The organism is Streptococcus sp. HPH0090 (genome assembly GCF_000411475.1).
GTDB lineage: Bacteria > Bacillota > Bacilli > Lactobacillales > Streptococcaceae > Streptococcus.
On the sequence record NZ_KE150464.1, the window covers coordinates 330,513 to 347,021 of the forward strand.

Genomic DNA, 16,509 nt, shown 5'->3' on the forward strand with positions numbered 1-16,509 from the left:
ATTTTCAAGAAAATTAAAATTGTCTAAACAATCAATCAAAACTTGATTTTAGAACCTTTTTGCTATAAAATGGTAAAGATTAGTGTCAAACTTTTATATTGCAAATAGGAGAAAACATGACAAAAACTTTGAAACGTCCTGAGGTTTTATCACCTGCAGGAACACTAGAAAAACTAAAAGTAGCTGTTCAATACGGTGCAGATGCTGTCTTTATCGGTGGTCAGGCCTATGGTCTACGTAGCCGTGCTGGTAACTTTACTTTCGAACAAATGGAAGAAGGAGTTCAGTTTGCGGCTAAGTATGGCGCTAAGGTTTATGTAGCGGCTAATATGGTTATGCACGAGGGAAATGAAGAAGGTGCTGGAGAATGGTTCCGCAAATTGCGTGATATCGGAATTGCAGCGGTCATCGTATCAGACCCAGCCTTGATTATGATTGCGGCAACTGAAGCACCAGGTCTTGAAATCCATCTTTCTACACAAGCTAGTGCGACCAACTATGAAACACTAGAATTCTGGAAAGAACTTGGCTTGACGCGTGTTGTTTTGGCGCGTGAGGTTTCTATGGAAGAGTTGGCAGAAATCCGCAAACGTACAGATGTAGAAATCGAAGCATTCGTACATGGTGCGATGTGTATTTCTTACTCTGGTCGTTGTACTCTTTCAAACCATATGAGTATGCGCGATGCCAACCGTGGTGGATGTTCACAGTCTTGTCGCTGGAAATATGACCTTTATGATATGCCATTTGGTAAAGAACGTAAGAGCCTCAAGGGAGAAATTCCTGAAGAATTCTCCATGTCTGCGGTTGATATGTCTATGATTGACCATATTCCAGATATGATTGAAAATGGAGTGGACAGTTTGAAGATTGAAGGTCGTATGAAGTCTATTCATTACGTTTCAACAGTAACAAACTGCTACAAGGCTGCAGTCGATGCTTACCTTGAAAGTCCTGAAAAGTTTGAAGCAATCAAGCAAGACTTGATTGATGAAATGTGGAAGGTTGCCCAACGTGAATTGGCTACAGGTTTCTACTATGGAACACCATCTGAAAACGAACAACTATTCGGAGCACGCCGTAAGATTCCAGAATACAAGTTTGTTGCTGAAGTAGTAGCTTATGATGATGCGACGCAAACAGCAACTATTCGCCAACGTAACGTTATCAACGAAGGTGACCAAGTTGAGTTTTACGGACCAGGTTTCCGCCATTTTGAAACTTATATCGAAGACCTTCATGATGCTAAAGGAAATAAAATCGACCGTGCACCAAACCCAATGGAACTCTTGACCATCAAGGTTCCTCAACCAGTACAAGCAGGTGATATGGTCCGTGCTTTAAAAGAAGGTCTGATTAACCTCTATAAAGAAGATGGAACAAGCGTTACTATTCGTGCCTAGATAAGGAAAAATCATGGTTCAAGCTCAGGGATTGCTGGTAGATGATGAAAGCAGATGTGTTCATTACCATACTGATAAAGACATCGTAGTACTTCAATGCTATGAGTGTCGTAAATACTATGCTTGTTATCAATGCCACAATGCATTAGAAACACACACATTTACTCCTTATCCTTTAAGTCTAAAAGAGGACAGACCTATCTTATGTGGTTCTTGTAAGAAAACCTTAACTTATGAGGAATATTCAAAGAAAAGTAGCTGTCCATATTGTAAAGCTGCATTTAATCCAGCTTGTAAGAGTCACCATTCCTATTATTTTAAATAAGGATAAAAAATCCAGGTTGTAAAACCTGGGTTTTTGCTTTCAGAAAAATGGGAAAGAAAAGGAAAACAATATGAAAAGTCCTTAAAATTTTCTATATAAAGGTCATGAAAATCGCAAAATTAGAAATAAATGATTAGAAACGCTTTCAATGCTAGTAAAAAGTTGACAAAAGCAAATTTTAGGACTAAACTAGGGAAGTAAATTTATTTAAAAAGGAGAATTCGTCATGAATTTAACATTTTTCGGTCTATGTCTTGCCTGTATGGGTGTATCTCTTGCAGAAGGATTTTTGATGAACGGTTTGTTCAAATCTGCAGCACGCCAACCAGATATCATTCCACAATTGCGTAGTTTGATGATCATGGGGATCGCCTTTATCGAAGGAACATTCTTTGTAACTCTAGCGATGTCATTTGTCATTAAATAGACAACTCTATTTAGAAATGGAGGTGTCAAACCATGGAAGAAAGTTTGAATCCAACCGTTAATATTGGACCAATATCCTTTGATTTGACCCTGCTTGCCATGTCTCTTGTAACTGTTTTGATGGTTTTTGCCTTTGTCTACTGGGCAAGTCGAAAAATGACCATCCGTCCAAAGGGCAAACAAAATGCTCTTGAGATGATTTATGACTTTGTGGTTAGTTTTGTAAAACCAAACATTGGAGATTCATACATCAAGGACTATTCCTTGTTCCTATTTTCTCTATTCTTGTTTATCTTGGTTGCCAATAATATTGGTTTAATGGCAAAGGTACAAACAACAAACGGTTATAACTTGTGGACTTCTCCAACAGCCAACCTTGGATACGATTTATCCCTCTCATTATTGATCACCTTGATCGCTCATGTAGAAGGAATTCGTCGTAGAGGCGTTAAAGAATATTTGAGAGCATTTGTTACACCTGGCTTCATGACTCCGATGAACATTTTAGAAGAGTTCACCAATTTTGCCTCCTTGGCGATTCGGATATACGGAAATATTTTTGCCGGTGAGGTCTTAGCAGGATTGCTATTGGCCTTGTCACAACATGCCTTGTATTGGTATCCTTTTGCCTTTATTGCAAACATGTTATGGACAGCCTTTTCGATTTTCATTTCATGTATTCAAGCCTATGTATTTACCATGTTGTCATCTATGTACATTGGTAAAAAAATAAATGAAGGGGAAGAGTAAGTAGAGGAGGATTAGAAGATGGATTTAACTATTAGTACCATTATTGGTGACTTTATTCTGATCGCTGGTTCCTTCCTTTTATTAATCTTTTTAGTGAAGAAATATGCTTGGGGAAATATTACCAGTGTCTTAGATGAACGCGCTGAAAAGATTTCTTCAGATATTGATGGTGCCGAGGAAGCCCGTAAAAAGGCAGAGGAACTTGCTAGCAAACGCGAAGCTGAGTTAGCAGGTAGCCGTACCGAAGCTAAAACTATTATCGAGAATGCAAAGGAAACAGCTGAGAAAAGTAAAGCTGATATTTTGGCTGAAGCTAAACTTGAAGCAGGGCGCTTAAAAGAAAAAGCCAACCAAGAAATTGCTCAAAATAAAGCTGAAGCTTTACAAAGCGTTAAAGGTGAGGTAGCAGATTTGACAGTTAATCTAGCTGGAAAAATTATCTCACAAAACCTTGACGGTCATGCCCATAAAGAACTCATTGATCAGTATATCGATCAGCTAGGAGAAGCTTAATGGACAAAAAGACAGTAAAGGTAATTGAAAAATACAGCATGCCTTTTGTCCAATTGGTGATTGAAAAAGGAGAAGAAGATCGTATCTTTTCAGATTTGACTCAAATCAAGCAAATCGCTGAAGAAACAAATTTGACTTCTTTTTTGGCTCAGGTAGATGTGGATGAGTCTGATAAGGATAAAACAGTTAGTTATTTCCAAGACTCGGCATCGCCATTATTACAAAACTTCATTCAAGTTCTGTTGTACAATCATCGCTCATATCTTTTTTATGATGTGATTGTAGATTGTTTAAACCGTCTTGAGAGAGAAACGAATCGTTTTGAAGTAACGATTATGTCTGCTCATCCTCTGACTGATGAACAGAAAGAACGTCTACTTCCTATTATAGAGAAAAAGATGTCTTTAAAAGTGCGTAGCATTAAAGAAGAAATCGACGATAGTTTAATCGGTGGTTTTGTCATTATCGCCAATCACAAGACAATTGATGTTAGTATTAAACAACAACTTAAAGTTGTTAAGGAAAATTTGAAATAGAAAGTGGTGTTCTTTTGGCAATTAACGCACAAGAAATCAGCGCTTTAATTAAGCAACAAATTGAAAATTTCAAACCCAATTTTGATGTGACTGAAACTGGTGTTGTAACATACATCGGGGACGGAATTGCGCGTGCTCATGGCCTTGAAAATGCCATGAGTGGAGAGTTGTTGATTTTTGAAAACGGCTCTTATGGTATGGCGCAAAACTTAGAATCAACAGATGTTGGTATTATCATCCTTGGAGACTTTACAGATATTCGCGAAGGCGACACTATTCGTCGTACAGGAAAAATCATGGAAGTTCCAGTTGGTGATAGCTTGATTGGACGTGTCGTGGATCCACTTGGTCGTCCAGTAGATGGACTTGGTCCAATCGACACAAACAAAACTCGTCCAGTTGAAGCGCCAGCTCCTGGGGTTATGCAACGTAAATCAGTATCAGAACCATTGCAAACTGGTTTGAAAGCTATTGATGCCCTTGTTCCAATCGGTCGTGGTCAGCGTGAGTTGATTATCGGTGACCGTCAAACAGGGAAAACAACCATCGCTATCGATGCGATCTTGAACCAAAAAGGTCAAGATATGATTTGTATCTATGTAGCGATTGGTCAAAAAGAATCAACAGTTCGTACACAAGTAGAAACACTTCGTCAGTATGGAGCCTTGGATTATACAATCGTCGTGACAGCGTCAGCTTCACAACCTTCACCATTGCTTTTCCTCGCACCTTATGCAGGGGTTGCTATGGCGGAAGAATTTATGTATCAAGGTAAGCACGTATTGATTGTTTATGATGACTTATCTAAACAAGCGGTAGCTTATCGTGAACTTTCTCTCTTGCTCCGTCGTCCGCCAGGTCGTGAAGCCTTCCCAGGGGATGTCTTCTATCTTCACAGTCGTCTACTTGAGCGTTCTGCTAAAGTTTCTGATGAACTTGGTGGTGGATCTATTACAGCTCTTCCATTTATCGAGACACAAGCCGGAGATATCTCAGCCTATATCGCTACAAACGTAATCTCTATTACGGATGGACAAATCTTCCTAAGTGATAGTCTCTTTAATGCAGGTATCCGTCCAGCTATTGATGCGGGTTCTTCTGTATCTCGTGTTGGTGGTTCTGCACAAATTAAGGCCATGAAGAAGGTTGCTGGTACTCTTCGTATCGATCTTGCTTCATACCGTGAGTTAGAAGCCTTCACTAAATTTGGTTCTGACTTGGATGCAGCTACTCAGGCTAAATTGAACCGTGGTCGTCGTACTGTAGAAGTATTGAAACAGCCCGTTCACAAACCATTACCTGTTGAGAAACAAGTTACTATTCTCTATGCTTTGACCCATGGTTTCTTGGATACAATTCCTGTAGACGATATCGTTCGTTTCGAAGAAGAGTTCCATATGTTCTTTGATGCTCAACATCCTGAGATTTTGGAAACCATTCGTGAAACAAAAGACTTGCCAGATGAAGCAGTCTTGGATGCTGCGATTACTGAGTTTCTCAATCAATCAAGCTTCCAATAAGAATAGAGGTGTCAGATGGCAGTATCTCTAAATGATATTAAAACAAAAATCGCCTCAACAAAAAATACTAGTCAAATTACTAACGCTATGCAGATGGTTTCTGCAGCTAAGTTAGGTCGTTCTGAAGAAGCAGCTCGTAACTTCCAAGTATATGCACAAAAAGTGCGTAAACTAGTTACAGATATCCTCCACGGAGATGGTGCAGGCGGATCAACTAACCCTATGTTGATCAGTCGCCCTGTCAAAAAAACAGGCTATATCGTCATTACATCTGACCGTGGTCTTGTTGGAGGATATAATTCTTCAATCTTGAAAGCAGTCATGGAACTTCAGCAAGAATACCATCCGTCAGGTGATGATTTTGAAGTTATCTGTATCGGTGGTATGGGAGCCGATTTCTTCAAATCACGCGGTATTCAACCAATCTATGAATTGCGTGGACTTGCAAGCCAACCAAGCTTTGATGAAGTTCGTAAGATTATTACAAAAACGATTGAAATGTATCAAAACGAACTTTTTGATGAGCTCTATGTTTGTTACAACCACCACGTTAATACACTGACAAGTCAAATGCGTGTAGAACAGATGCTTCCAATTGTGGACTTGGACCCAAATGAAGCAGATGAGAACTATAGCTTGACCTTTGATCTTGAAACAAGTCGTGAAGAAATCTTGGATCAATTACTACCACAATTTGCTGAAAGTATGATTTATGGTGCTATTATTGATGCCAAGACAGCTGAAAATGCTGCAGGGATGACAGCCATGCAAACAGCGACTGATAATGCTAAAAAAGTGATTAATGATTTGACCATTCAGTATAACCGTGCCAGACAGGCGGCGATTACACAAGAAATCACAGAAATCGTGGCAGGAGCTAGCGCTTTAGAATAAAGCCATCCTGCTAAAATGAATGAACTTAGGACCTAGCAATACTAGGAACCGACAGTATCTTATATAGAATAGGAGAAGGAGATGAGTTCAGGTAAAATTGCTCAGGTTATCGGACCCGTTGTAGACGTTTTGTTTGCAGCAGGGGAAAAACTTCCTGAGATTAACAATGCACTTGTCGTCTACAAAAATGACGAAAAGAAAACAAAAATCGTCCTTGAAGTAGCCTTAGAGTTGGGAGATGGTATGATACGTACCATCGCCATGGAATCAACAGATGGTTTAACTCGTGGAATGGAAGTGTTGGACACAGGTCGTCCAATCTCTGTACCAGTAGGTAAAGAAACCTTGGGACGTGTCTTCAATGTTTTGGGAGATACCATTGACTTGGAAGCTCCTTTTGGAGAAGACGCAGAACGTCAGCCAATTCATAAAAAAGCACCTACTTTTGATGAGTTGTCTACCTCTTCAGAAATTCTCGAAACAGGGATTAAGGTTATCGACCTTCTTGCCCCTTATCTTAAAGGTGGTAAGGTCGGGCTCTTCGGTGGTGCCGGAGTTGGTAAAACTGTCTTGATCCAAGAATTGATTCACAATATTGCCCAAGAACACGGTGGTATCTCAGTATTTACTGGTGTTGGGGAACGTACTCGTGAAGGGAATGACCTTTACTGGGAAATGAAAGAATCAGGCGTTATCGAAAAAACAGCCATGGTATTTGGTCAGATGAATGAGCCACCAGGAGCACGTATGCGTGTTGCTCTTACCGGTTTGACAATCGCTGAATACTTCCGTGATGTTGAAGGCCAAGACGTTCTACTCTTCATTGATAATATCTTCCGTTTCACACAAGCTGGTTCAGAAGTATCTGCCCTTTTGGGTCGTATGCCTTCAGCCGTTGGTTACCAGCCAACACTCGCAACTGAAATGGGTCAATTGCAAGAACGTATCACTTCAACCAAGAAAGGTTCAGTAACCTCTATCCAGGCTATCTACGTGCCAGCGGATGACTATACTGACCCAGCGCCAGCAACAGCTTTCGCTCACTTGGATTCTACTACAAACTTGGAACGTAAATTGGTTCAATTGGGTATCTACCCTGCCGTAGACCCACTTGCTTCAAGTTCACGTGCCTTGGCACCTGAAATCGTTGGAGAAGAGCACTACGCAGTTGCTGCTGAGGTTAAACGTGTCCTTCAACGTTACCATGAATTGCAAGATATCATTGCAATCCTTGGTATGGATGAACTTTCTGATGAAGAAAAAACTTTGGTTGCTCGTGCGCGTCGTATTCAGTTCTTCCTTTCACAAAACTTCAACGTTGCGGAACAATTTACTGGTCAACCAGGTTCTTATGTTCCAGTAGCTGAAACAGTTCGTGGATTTAAGGAAATTCTCGACGGAAAACACGATCATCTCCCAGAAGATGCCTTCCGTGGTGTAGGTTCAATCGAAGATGTTATTGCTAAGGCTGAAAAAATGGGATTTTAAGAGGTGACCTATGGCTCAGTTAACTGTCCAGATCGTGACACCAGATGGCCTCGTCTATGATCACCATGCCAGCTTTGTATCGGTTCGAACTCTGGATGGTGAGATGGGGATCTTGCCACGACATCAAAATATGATTGCGGTATTAGCAGTTGATGAAGTTAAAGTCAAACGTGTTGATGATGATTCTCATGTAAACTGGATAGCAGTAAACGGAGGAATCATTGAGATTGCTAATGATGTCATAACTATCATCGCTGACTCAGCTGAACGCGCTCGTGATATCGATGTTAGCCGTGCAGAACGTGCGAAACTTCGTGCAGAACGTGAAATCGAAGAAGCACAAGATAAACATTTGATTGACCAAGAACGTCGTGCTAAGATTGCATTGCAACGTGCCATTAACCGTATCAATGTCGGAAATAAATTATAAAATAAAAAAGAACTTGATCTTTATTCAAGTTCTTTTTTTGTTAGTTATGAAAACTAATACAGACTGCTTCAGGTACATGAAAGTCATTCGAAAGTTCTGCAAGTCGACCAGTTTCAGGATTACGCTTAAAGACAGTTGCATTATCTGAATCTTGATGAACTGCTATAAGAAATTCTTGATCAGGTGACAAATCAAAATCACGTGGGTTTTGTCCATGAGTTGGAACAATCTCTAATAACTCTAAACTTCCATCTGCTAAAATACTATATACTGCGATAGAATCATGTCCGCGGTTCGAAGCATAGAGGTATTTGCCGTCTTTTGAGAGACGAATAGCAGCAGTGCCGTTAAAACCTTTATAGTCATCTGGTAAGGTTGAAATAACTTGCATTTTTTCAAACGCTCCGACTCCATCGTAAATCAATACTTCAATTGTACTGTTCAGTTCGCAGATAAGATAAGCAATCTTGTAGTGGTGGTGGAAAACCAGGTGACGCGCACCCGCACCAGGGTTAGCGTGGTATGTTGCTAATGGACTTAATTTTCCTTCTGCATCGACATCATAAGTGATAACTTCATCAGTACCTAAGTCACAAGTTACTAAATATTGATCCGGTGTTAAATTTGTATAATGGACGTGTGAGGAGGCTTGGTTTTCATGAGGACCATGACCGGTATGTTGAACAATGTCAGCCAATTCAAGACTGCCATCTTCTTTTCGTTTATAGACTAGCACTTGTCCTTTATGGTAGTTTGCGCCATAGACTAGACTACGCTTCTCATCAACTGCAACGTAACAGTGAGGAGCACCTTCTTCAACGACATGATTAAGGAGACTACCATCCGTCTTGTATGCTGCAATACCCCCTTTGCCATCATGGCTTCCAACGGTATATACATGCTGGTCTTGGTCAAATGCTAAATAGGTTGGACTTGGTTCTGCTGCAAAGAGTTCTAAATTTGCTAGTTCACCTGTCTCGGTATCAAAATTAGCCTTGTAAATCCCTTGGGATATACGACGAGTATAAGTTCCAAAATATACTGTTTCTTTCATATTCATACCTCTAAGAAAATATACTTCCATTATATCATAAAAGATTTACTACGTGAAAATTCTAGAGAAGAAATAGTAAGCTAATTCAACATAGAAAGAACTTATTTCTCTATAATGAAAACCCTATAAAAACCCCTTATTTTTCTAAAAAATGGTATAATGTTAGGACATAGGAAAGGAAGATATCATGGAACAAAAAGAGAAACACTTTAACTTATCTTGGTTTTTTAAATGGTTTTTAGATAATAAGGCCGTCACGGTCTTTTTGGTGACTTTACTGTTAGGTCTTAATATTTTTATTCTCAGTAAAATCAGCTTTTTATTTATACCAGTCATTGACTTTTTATCTGTAGTTATGTTGCCTGTTATCTTATCAGGGCTACTATTTTATCTATTGAATCCACTGGTAGATTTGATGGAGAAGTACAAGATAAACCGTGTCTTAGCCATTAGTATTATCTTTGTGATAATCGCCTTTCTTTTGATTATAGGGCTTGCTGTTGCGATTCCAAACCTTCAACGTCAAGTTGTCATTTTTGCGCAAAATGTGCCAAGTTATATAGAAGATGCTGACAGAGTGATTGATGATCTTGTAACCAAGCGTTTGCCAGATGACTTTAGACCTCAACTGGAACAGGTTTTAGCGCAATTTTCAACTCAGGCAACTGCATGGGCAAGTAATATCTCTTCCAAAGCTGTTAACTGGGTGAGTGCTATTATTAGTGGAACTTCTCAAGTAATTGTCGCTTTGATTATCATGCCATTTATGCTTTTCTATCTTCTTAGAGATGGAAAAGGGTTGAGAGATTATATCACTCAGTTTTTACCAAATAAATTAAGAGAACCAGTAGGTAAGGTTCTATCAGATGTGAACCAACAACTTGCGAACTACGTTAGAGGACAAATTACGGTCGCTGTAATCGTAGCTATCATGTTTATTATCTTCTTCAAGATTATTGGCCTTCGTTATGCAGTAGCACTAGGTGTTACAGCAGGTGTATTGAACCTTGTGCCCTATCTTGGAAGCTTCCTTGCTATGCTTCCAGCCCTTGTGTTGGGTCTCATTGCAGGTCCAGTCATGCTCCTAAAGGTTATTATCGTCTTTATTGTTGAGCAAACCATTGAAGGTCGTTTCGTTTCACCACTGATTTTAGGAAGCCAATTGAATATTCACCCAATTACCATTCTTTTTGTCCTTTTGACTTCGGGTTCTATGTTTGGTATCTGGGGAGTATTGCTAGGAATTCCAATCTATGCTTCTGCTAAAGTAGTCATCTCAGCGGTTTTTGATTGGTACAAAGAAGTTAGTGGACTTTATGAATCGGTAGAGGAGACTGATTGTGAACAATAGTCAACAAATGCTTGAAGCCTTAGAACAACAGGATTTAACAAGCGCAGATTCTTTCTTTCAAAAAGCTTTAGAAGAAGACTCAGATGAAGTGCTTCTTGAACTTGCTGCATATCTCGAAGGAATAGGTTTCTACCCGCAAGCAGGTCAAATTTATGAGAAATTAGCACCGAAATTCCCAGAAGTCTACATCAATCTAGCTGCAATCTCTGGCGAAGATGGACTGATTGAAGAAGCTTTTGACTATCTAGAGAATATTGGTCCGGAGAGCGAATGGTATGTATCAGCTCTTGCCTTAAAGGCTGATTTATATCAGATGGAAGGATTGACAGATGTTGCGCGTGAGAAGCTTTTAGAAGCTCGTAACTACTCCGATGATCCTCTCTTGATATTTGGACTAGCAGAGCTAGATAGCGAACTAGGAAACGATTTAGAGGCTATTAAGGGCTATGCTCAATTAGATAATCGTGCTATCTATGACCAAACTGGAATTTCAACCTATCAGAGAATTGGCCTTGCATATGCACGACTTGGAAAATTCGAATCTGCTATTGAGTTTCTTGAAAAAGCTTTGGAACTAGAATATGACGACCAAACGGCCAATGAACTGGCAAGTCTCTATTTTGACCAAGAGGACTACCAAAAAGCAGCCTTATACTTTAAACAATTAGATACGATTTCTCCAGATTTCGAAGGATATGAGTATGGCTATAGCCAGGCACTCCATAAGGAACATCAAACGGAACAAGCCTTACAGATTGCCCAGCAGGGATTGTCAAAAAATCCTTTTGAAACACGTTTATTGCTCCTTGCTTCTCAGTTATCTTATGAATTACATCAACCAGAACAAGCCGAAGCTTATCTTTTGCAAGCACAAGAGAATGCTGAAGATCAAGAAGAGATTTTATTGCGCTTAGCGACCATCTACCAAGAACAAGAGCGATATGAAGATATTTTAGCCTTAGAGGCGCATGAACCTGAAAATCTCTTAACAAAATGGATGATTGCTCGAAGCTACCAGGAAACTGAGGAGTTGGATGCAGCCTATGAACTCTATAAGGAGCTTGCTACAGAACTGAAGGATAATCCGGAGTTCTTGGAACAATACATTTATTTATTAAGAGAACTAGGGAAGTTAGAAGAAGCAACAGAATACATTCAGGCTTATCTTGATCTAGTTCCAGATGATATTCAGATGCAAGAATTGTATAATCATCTCATTTAAAATGTTAGAAATAATCGCCTTTAAATAGGCGGTTATTTTTTTATATACACATCAAAAAAATAAATCAAGAATCGCACTAAAATAGATAGATACAGTATGAATTTTTAGTTTTTTTTTGATATAATTGTTATAGTTAAATTGAATAATCACAATAAGTAAAAATAGAAAGATTTGAATTATGACAAAAGTAAAAATTGTAACGGATTCGTCTGTTACCATTGAACCAGAAGTGGTCAAAGAATTAGATATTACGATTGTTCCTTTATCTGTAATGATTGATAGTGTCCTCTATTCAGATGCAGATCTTAAAGAAGGTGAATTCCTTCGCTTGATGCAAGCAAGTAAAAATCTTCCTAAGACTAGTCAACCTCCTGTGGGACTCTTTGCAGAAATATTTGATGACTTAGGCAAAGATGGTAGTCAGGTTCTTGCGATTCACATGTCTTATGCTCTATCAGGTACGGTAGAAGCAGCTCGTCAAGGAGCAAGTCTTTCAACGGCTGATGTCACTGTTCTAGATAGCTCTTTTACAGACCAGGCATTGAAGTTTCAAGTTGTAGAAGCTGCTAGATTAGCTAAAGAAGGAAAAGACCTAGAAACTATCCTAGCACATGTAGAAGACGTTAAAAATCACACAGAACTTTATATCGGTGTATCTACTTTAGAAAACCTTGTTAAAGGTGGACGTATTGGTCGTGTAACAGGTTTGTTAAGCTCACTGCTTAATATTCGTGTAGTGATGCAAATGAAAAATAACGAACTTCAACCTATTGTGAAGGGACGTGGTGCAAAAACTTTTAAAAAATGGTTGGATGAACTAGTAGAGACTTTGTCACATCGTTCAGTTGCTGAGATTGGCATTTCATATGCTGGTACTAACGAATGGGCAAATGAGATGAAAGCGGTGCTTCAACCATACGTTGAAAAGCCAATTTCAGTCCTAGAAACTGGTTCTATTATCCAAACTCACACCGGAGAAAACGCCTGGGCTATCTTAATTCACTATAATTCCTAAAAAAATTGAGAAAAATCAAAGAAAAGGTGTTTTTGACTTGACCTAAAAGGAATTTTAGGTTATGATTATAAGTGTTAATTAGAAATAATTTTGGAGGATTCATTAACATGGCAAACAAACAAGATTTGATCGCTAAAGTAGCAGAAGCTACAGAATTGACTAAGAAAGATTCAGCAGCAGCAGTTGACGCTGTATTCGCAGCTGTAACTGAATTCCTTTCAGCTGGTGAAAAAGTTCAATTGATCGGTTTTGGTAACTTCGAAGTTCGTAAACGTGCAGCTCGTAAAGGTCGCAACCCACAAACTGGTAAAGAAATCAAAATCAAAGCTTCTAAAGTTCCAGCATTTAAAGCTGGTAAAGCTCTTAAAGAAGCAGTTAAATAATGATTCTATAAAAAGCCTGTCATATTAAGTGACAGGTTTTTTTCATATTTTCGAGTGAAAGTAGCAGGAGGAGATAAACTAGTATTTCTAGTCGAACTACATTTGAAATCATCATCGATGAGTCTAATGAAAGCAACAAAAAAACAACTTCGAATCGAAGTTGTTTTTGTTCAACCTTATGCAAGTGATGCGGTTGATTATTTGAGACCGTATTTTTTGTTGAAACGATCCACGCGTCCATCTGCTTGAGTGAACTTTTGACGTCCAGTGTAGAATGGGTGTGAGTCTGATGAAATTTCCACACGGATCAATGGGTAAGTTTCGCCTTCGAACTCAACTGTTTCGCTAGAGCGTTTTGTTGAACCGCTAAGGAATTTGTAACCAGTAGTTGTGTCCATGAAGACAACTGGGCGATATTCTGGATGGATATCTTTTTTCATTTTGCAATATTTCCTTTCTGCCATGGTCTCTTTGCGAGCCATAGATTGTTACCATACTAGTCTATCAGATTATCAGAAGTTTGGCAAGACTTTTTATCTATTTTTCAGTAAGTTTTTCAATTTTTTGTAGATGAGCTCATTCTCTTCTAAACTATAAGAATTTGCTCCGCTAGCAAGAGGGTGGCCACCGCCATCATGTTCTTTTGCGACACCATTGATAGGGACAAATTTACTACGTAGACGTACACGATAGTGACCGTCTGCTTGTTCCACAAAGATTCCCCAAAGGCTGACAGTATCGATACGGCCTGGAGCCCCTACGATAGCTGCTGTTTCTGCATCAGTAACGTCATATTTCTTCAAAATTTCTTGAGTCAGAATGACACGCGCAGCACCATTTTTATCAACTTCTAAGTGGTCATAAACATAACCCTGGAGTTTGGCAATCTTAAAGCTCATAGTATCCATTTTACGAGTTAATTCAGCGTAGTTAAAGTTGTGTTCTCTGAGCTTACTTGCGATACGAAGTGTACGTGCAGAAGTAGAAGGATAGAGGAAGCGGCCGGTATCACCAATAATTCCAGCGCAGAGCATTTTAGCAGCGTAGTCGGATAATTCTAAGTTAGTTGCTTCAGCAAAGAGAGAAATCATCTCACTCGCACTACTAGAGTTCGTATCTACCCAAACAAGATCGCCGTAGACTTCGTCATTTGGATGGTGGTCAATCTTAATAATGGTATCAGCTTGAGTATATCGTTTATCATCGATACGGGCTGTGTTTGCAGTATCACAGATAATCGCAAGTGCGCCTTCATAGTCTTTATCATCTACCTGATCCATTTCAGCTAACCAAGTTAAGGTTGGTTCATTGAAACCCACGACTTTGATAGTTTTTTCAGGAAAATGATGCTCAAGCAAGGCCTTTAATCCTACCTGACTCCCCAAAGCATCTGGATCTGGTTTCATATGACGGTGAATGATAATAGTATCGTATTCTTTGATTTTTTCTAAAATTTGGTGACAAATTTCCATATTGAACCTCAATTCTTTCTCATTTCATTGTAGCACAAGAGTTTTTATTTTTAAAATGAAAAAGATGTGATATAATGGAGAAAGATTAATTGAGGAGGACCTTATGGCATTAGCAAAAATTGTATTTGCCAGTATGACCGGTAATACTGAAGAAATCGCAGATATTGTAGCAGATAAATTAAGAGAATGTGGTTTAGATGTCGATGTTGATGAGTGTACAACAGTTGATGCTTCTGACTTTTTAGAAGCAGACATCGCCATTGTGGCAACCTATACTTATGGTGATGGAGAATTACCAGACGAAATGATGGACTTCTACGAAGACCTAGCAGATCTTAACTTAAGTGGTAAAATCTATGGTGTAGTTGGTTCAGGCGATACTTTCTATGACGAATTCTGTAAGGCTGTTGACGACTTTGATCGTGTATTTGTAGCAACAGGAGCTGAAAAAGGTTCAGAGTGCGTTAAAGTAGACCTTTCAGCAGAAGATGAAGATATCGAACGCTTGGAGCAATTTGCAGAAGAATTGGCTGCCAAAGTGGGATAAGTATGAAGTTGCACTGATGATAGATGTCAGTGCAGTTTTTTGTTAGATATGCCTGAGAATAACTTGCCTATTTAGTAGCTTTGTACACAATGATTCTAATAAAGAAGGAGACTCAATGGATTTAGATATTATAAGACAAGAAATTGACCAAATCGATGACCAAATCGTTCAACTTTTAGAAGAAAGAATGCATCTAGTTGAGGGTGTAGTTGCTTATAAAAAGTCTACAGGAAAACCAATCTTGGATACCAAAAGAGAAGAAGTTATCTTTGAAAAAGTCAGAAATCGCGTCAGCAATAAAAAATACGAAGAAACAATTGTTGAGACTTTTTCAGACATTCTCAAACGTTCGCGTGATTATCAGGATAAAACAATCAAATGAAAAAAGAACAAATCTATCCGCTAGGAATCTTTCTAGCTGCCATGTTAGGAGGATTAGTCCGTTATCAGATATCTAAATGGTTACCAGCGAGTCCAGACTTCCCATGGGGGACATTGATTGTCAATTATCTAGGGATTTTCTGCCTAGTCTATCTTGTAAAAGGTTATCTAGTTTCTAAAGGAACTAGTAAGGGCGTCATTTTAGCGCTCGGAACAGGGTTCTGTGGTGGCTTAACGACATTTTCTAGTCTCCTATTAGATGCAGTGAAATTGCTGGACACAGGGCGGTACCTCAGTTTGGTGACCTATTTGCTTTTGAGTATCGGTGGTGGACTTCTATTTGCTTATTGTCTAGGGAGGAAGAAATGGTAGTATTTTATCTAACGCTTGCTTGTGGACTGGGGGCTCTTGTTCGTTATTTCTTTTCCCGTTATAATCAAGGGTCAGTGCTACCACTGGGAACACTCATAGCTAATCTTCTAGGTTGTTTTTTGATTGGTTTATTCTACAATCATGTGGAATCAAAAGAAGTCTATCTTATCCTTGCTACAGGTTTTTGTGGCGGTTTGACCACGTTTTCAACCTTGAATGATGAACTCCAAAGACTACTTAGTAACAAGAAGGCATTTTATAGCTATTTATTATTAACCTACTTGCTTGGTTTTTTGGCGATTTTTTTGGGAATTTTGCTTTAAATTTCTTTACATTTTCTAGGAAATTTGGTAAACTGTATCTTGTGTGTAATGGACGCACAAAAATACAGTTTATCCGCTGAGGAAGTTTCTTCAAGATTGACAAA

The 16,509-nt window shown here is 39.0% G+C and carries 21 protein-coding genes; 18 read left to right on the forward strand and 3 right to left on the reverse strand.

Going from position 1 to position 16,509, the window contains the following annotated elements:
• Positions 1–116 precede the first annotated feature (116 nt).
• The 10 genes from HMPREF1481_RS03585 to HMPREF1481_RS03625 all read left to right on the forward strand — a co-directional run bounded on the left by HMPREF1481_RS03585 (position 117) and on the right by HMPREF1481_RS03625 (position 8,285).
• The gene (locus tag HMPREF1481_RS03585; RefSeq protein ID WP_016465712.1) at positions 117–1,403 is read left to right on the forward strand and encodes a peptidase U32 family protein; all 1,287 of its coding nucleotides are present in this window, start codon (positions 117–119) and stop codon (positions 1,401–1,403) included.
• 13 nt (positions 1,404–1,416) lie between these two features.
• Positions 1,417–1,728, forward strand: coding sequence for a CHY zinc finger protein (locus HMPREF1481_RS10625; protein ID WP_016465713.1), 312 nt, complete (start codon positions 1,417–1,419; stop codon positions 1,726–1,728).
• Positions 1,729–1,954: 226 nt separating this feature from the next.
• Positions 1,955–2,155, forward strand: a complete 201-nt coding sequence (locus tag HMPREF1481_RS03590; RefSeq protein ID WP_001054551.1) for a F0F1 ATP synthase subunit C — start codon at positions 1,955–1,957, stop codon at positions 2,153–2,155.
• 32 nt (positions 2,156–2,187) lie between these two features.
• A complete protein-coding gene (gene atpB / locus HMPREF1481_RS03595) occupies positions 2,188–2,904 on the forward strand; it encodes a F0F1 ATP synthase subunit A (protein ID WP_006150950.1) in 717 nt (238 codons plus the stop codon).
• Between the two features lie 18 nt (positions 2,905–2,922).
• Complete coding sequence (gene atpF, locus HMPREF1481_RS03600; RefSeq protein ID WP_016465714.1) at positions 2,923–3,417, forward strand: F0F1 ATP synthase subunit B; 495 nt, start codon at positions 2,923–2,925, stop codon at positions 3,415–3,417.
• Complete coding sequence (locus tag HMPREF1481_RS03605; protein WP_016465715.1) at positions 3,417–3,953, forward strand: F0F1 ATP synthase subunit delta; 537 nt, start codon at positions 3,417–3,419, stop codon at positions 3,951–3,953. The genes atpF and HMPREF1481_RS03605 overlap by 1 nt, the downstream gene beginning before the upstream one ends.
• 14 nt (positions 3,954–3,967) lie before the next feature.
• Positions 3,968–5,473 (forward strand): F0F1 ATP synthase subunit alpha, encoded by a 1,506-nt coding sequence (atpA, locus tag HMPREF1481_RS03610; protein ID WP_016465716.1) that lies wholly within the window; start codon positions 3,968–3,970, stop codon positions 5,471–5,473.
• Positions 5,474–5,488: 15 nt separating this feature from the next.
• Positions 5,489–6,367 carry a F0F1 ATP synthase subunit gamma gene (locus HMPREF1481_RS03615; RefSeq protein ID WP_016465717.1) on the forward strand — a complete coding sequence of 293 codons (879 nt, stop codon included), beginning with the start codon at positions 5,489–5,491 and terminating at the stop codon, positions 6,365–6,367.
• Positions 6,368–6,448: 81 nt separating this feature from the next.
• A complete protein-coding gene (gene atpD / locus HMPREF1481_RS03620; protein WP_000094353.1) occupies positions 6,449–7,855 on the forward strand; it encodes a F0F1 ATP synthase subunit beta in 1,407 nt (468 codons plus the stop codon).
• A 10-nt stretch (positions 7,856–7,865) separates the two neighbouring features.
• Positions 7,866–8,285: a F0F1 ATP synthase subunit epsilon gene (locus HMPREF1481_RS03625; RefSeq protein ID WP_016465718.1), complete on the forward strand. Its 420-nt coding sequence runs from the start codon at positions 7,866–7,868 to the stop codon at positions 8,283–8,285.
• Between the two features lie 40 nt (positions 8,286–8,325).
• On the opposite strand, the gene HMPREF1481_RS03630 is transcribed toward HMPREF1481_RS03625, so the two are convergent.
• The gene (locus HMPREF1481_RS03630) at positions 8,326–9,339 is read right to left on the reverse strand and encodes a lactonase family protein (RefSeq protein WP_016465719.1); all 1,014 of its coding nucleotides are present in this window, start codon (positions 9,337–9,339) and stop codon (positions 8,326–8,328) included.
• Between the two features lie 187 nt (positions 9,340–9,526).
• Here HMPREF1481_RS03630 and HMPREF1481_RS03635 point away from each other — a divergent pair, with 187 nt between their 5' ends.
• From HMPREF1481_RS03635 to HMPREF1481_RS03650, 4 genes are all read left to right on the forward strand, one after another.
• On the forward strand, positions 9,527–10,690 hold the full coding sequence (locus HMPREF1481_RS03635; protein ID WP_016465720.1) for an AI-2E family transporter: 1,164 nt from the start codon (positions 9,527–9,529) through the stop codon (positions 10,688–10,690).
• Entirely contained in the window at positions 10,680–11,912 is a 1,233-nt protein-coding gene (locus HMPREF1481_RS03640; protein WP_016465721.1) for a tetratricopeptide repeat protein, read from the forward strand. Before HMPREF1481_RS03635 ends, HMPREF1481_RS03640 begins: the two co-directional genes overlap by 11 nt.
• A 178-nt stretch (positions 11,913–12,090) precedes the next feature.
• A complete protein-coding gene (locus HMPREF1481_RS03645) occupies positions 12,091–12,927 on the forward strand; it encodes a DegV family protein (RefSeq protein ID WP_016465722.1) in 837 nt (278 codons plus the stop codon).
• A gap of 107 nt (positions 12,928–13,034) precedes the next feature.
• Entirely contained in the window at positions 13,035–13,310 is a 276-nt protein-coding gene (locus HMPREF1481_RS03650; RefSeq protein ID WP_004253345.1) for an HU family DNA-binding protein, read from the forward strand.
• 197 nt (positions 13,311–13,507) lie between these two features.
• Here HMPREF1481_RS03650 and HMPREF1481_RS03655 read toward each other — a convergent pair whose 3' ends face one another.
• On the reverse strand, positions 13,508–13,750 hold the full coding sequence (locus HMPREF1481_RS03655) for a type B 50S ribosomal protein L31 (protein ID WP_004253349.1): 243 nt from the start codon (positions 13,748–13,750) through the stop codon (positions 13,508–13,510).
• Positions 13,751–13,843: 93 nt separating this feature from the next.
• Entirely contained in the window at positions 13,844–14,782 is a 939-nt protein-coding gene (locus HMPREF1481_RS03660; RefSeq protein WP_016465723.1) for a DHH family phosphoesterase, read from the reverse strand.
• A 103-nt stretch (positions 14,783–14,885) separates the two neighbouring features.
• Here HMPREF1481_RS03660 and HMPREF1481_RS03665 point away from each other — a divergent pair, with 103 nt between their 5' ends.
• The 4 genes from HMPREF1481_RS03665 to crcB (HMPREF1481_RS03680) all read left to right on the forward strand — a co-directional run bounded on the left by HMPREF1481_RS03665 (position 14,886) and on the right by crcB (HMPREF1481_RS03680) (position 16,405).
• Positions 14,886–15,329 carry a flavodoxin gene (locus HMPREF1481_RS03665; RefSeq protein WP_016465724.1) on the forward strand — a complete coding sequence of 148 codons (444 nt, stop codon included), beginning with the start codon at positions 14,886–14,888 and terminating at the stop codon, positions 15,327–15,329.
• A 115-nt stretch (positions 15,330–15,444) separates the two neighbouring features.
• On the forward strand, positions 15,445–15,711 hold the full coding sequence (locus HMPREF1481_RS03670; protein ID WP_006149688.1) for a chorismate mutase: 267 nt from the start codon (positions 15,445–15,447) through the stop codon (positions 15,709–15,711).
• Positions 15,708–16,082 (forward strand): fluoride efflux transporter CrcB, encoded by a 375-nt coding sequence (gene crcB, locus HMPREF1481_RS03675; RefSeq protein ID WP_016465725.1) that lies wholly within the window; start codon positions 15,708–15,710, stop codon positions 16,080–16,082. The genes HMPREF1481_RS03670 and crcB (HMPREF1481_RS03675) overlap by 4 nt, the downstream gene beginning before the upstream one ends.
• A complete protein-coding gene (crcB, locus tag HMPREF1481_RS03680; protein ID WP_016465726.1) occupies positions 16,076–16,405 on the forward strand; it encodes a fluoride efflux transporter CrcB in 330 nt (109 codons plus the stop codon). The genes crcB (HMPREF1481_RS03675) and crcB (HMPREF1481_RS03680) overlap by 7 nt, the downstream gene beginning before the upstream one ends.
• Positions 16,406–16,509 lie beyond the last annotated feature (104 nt).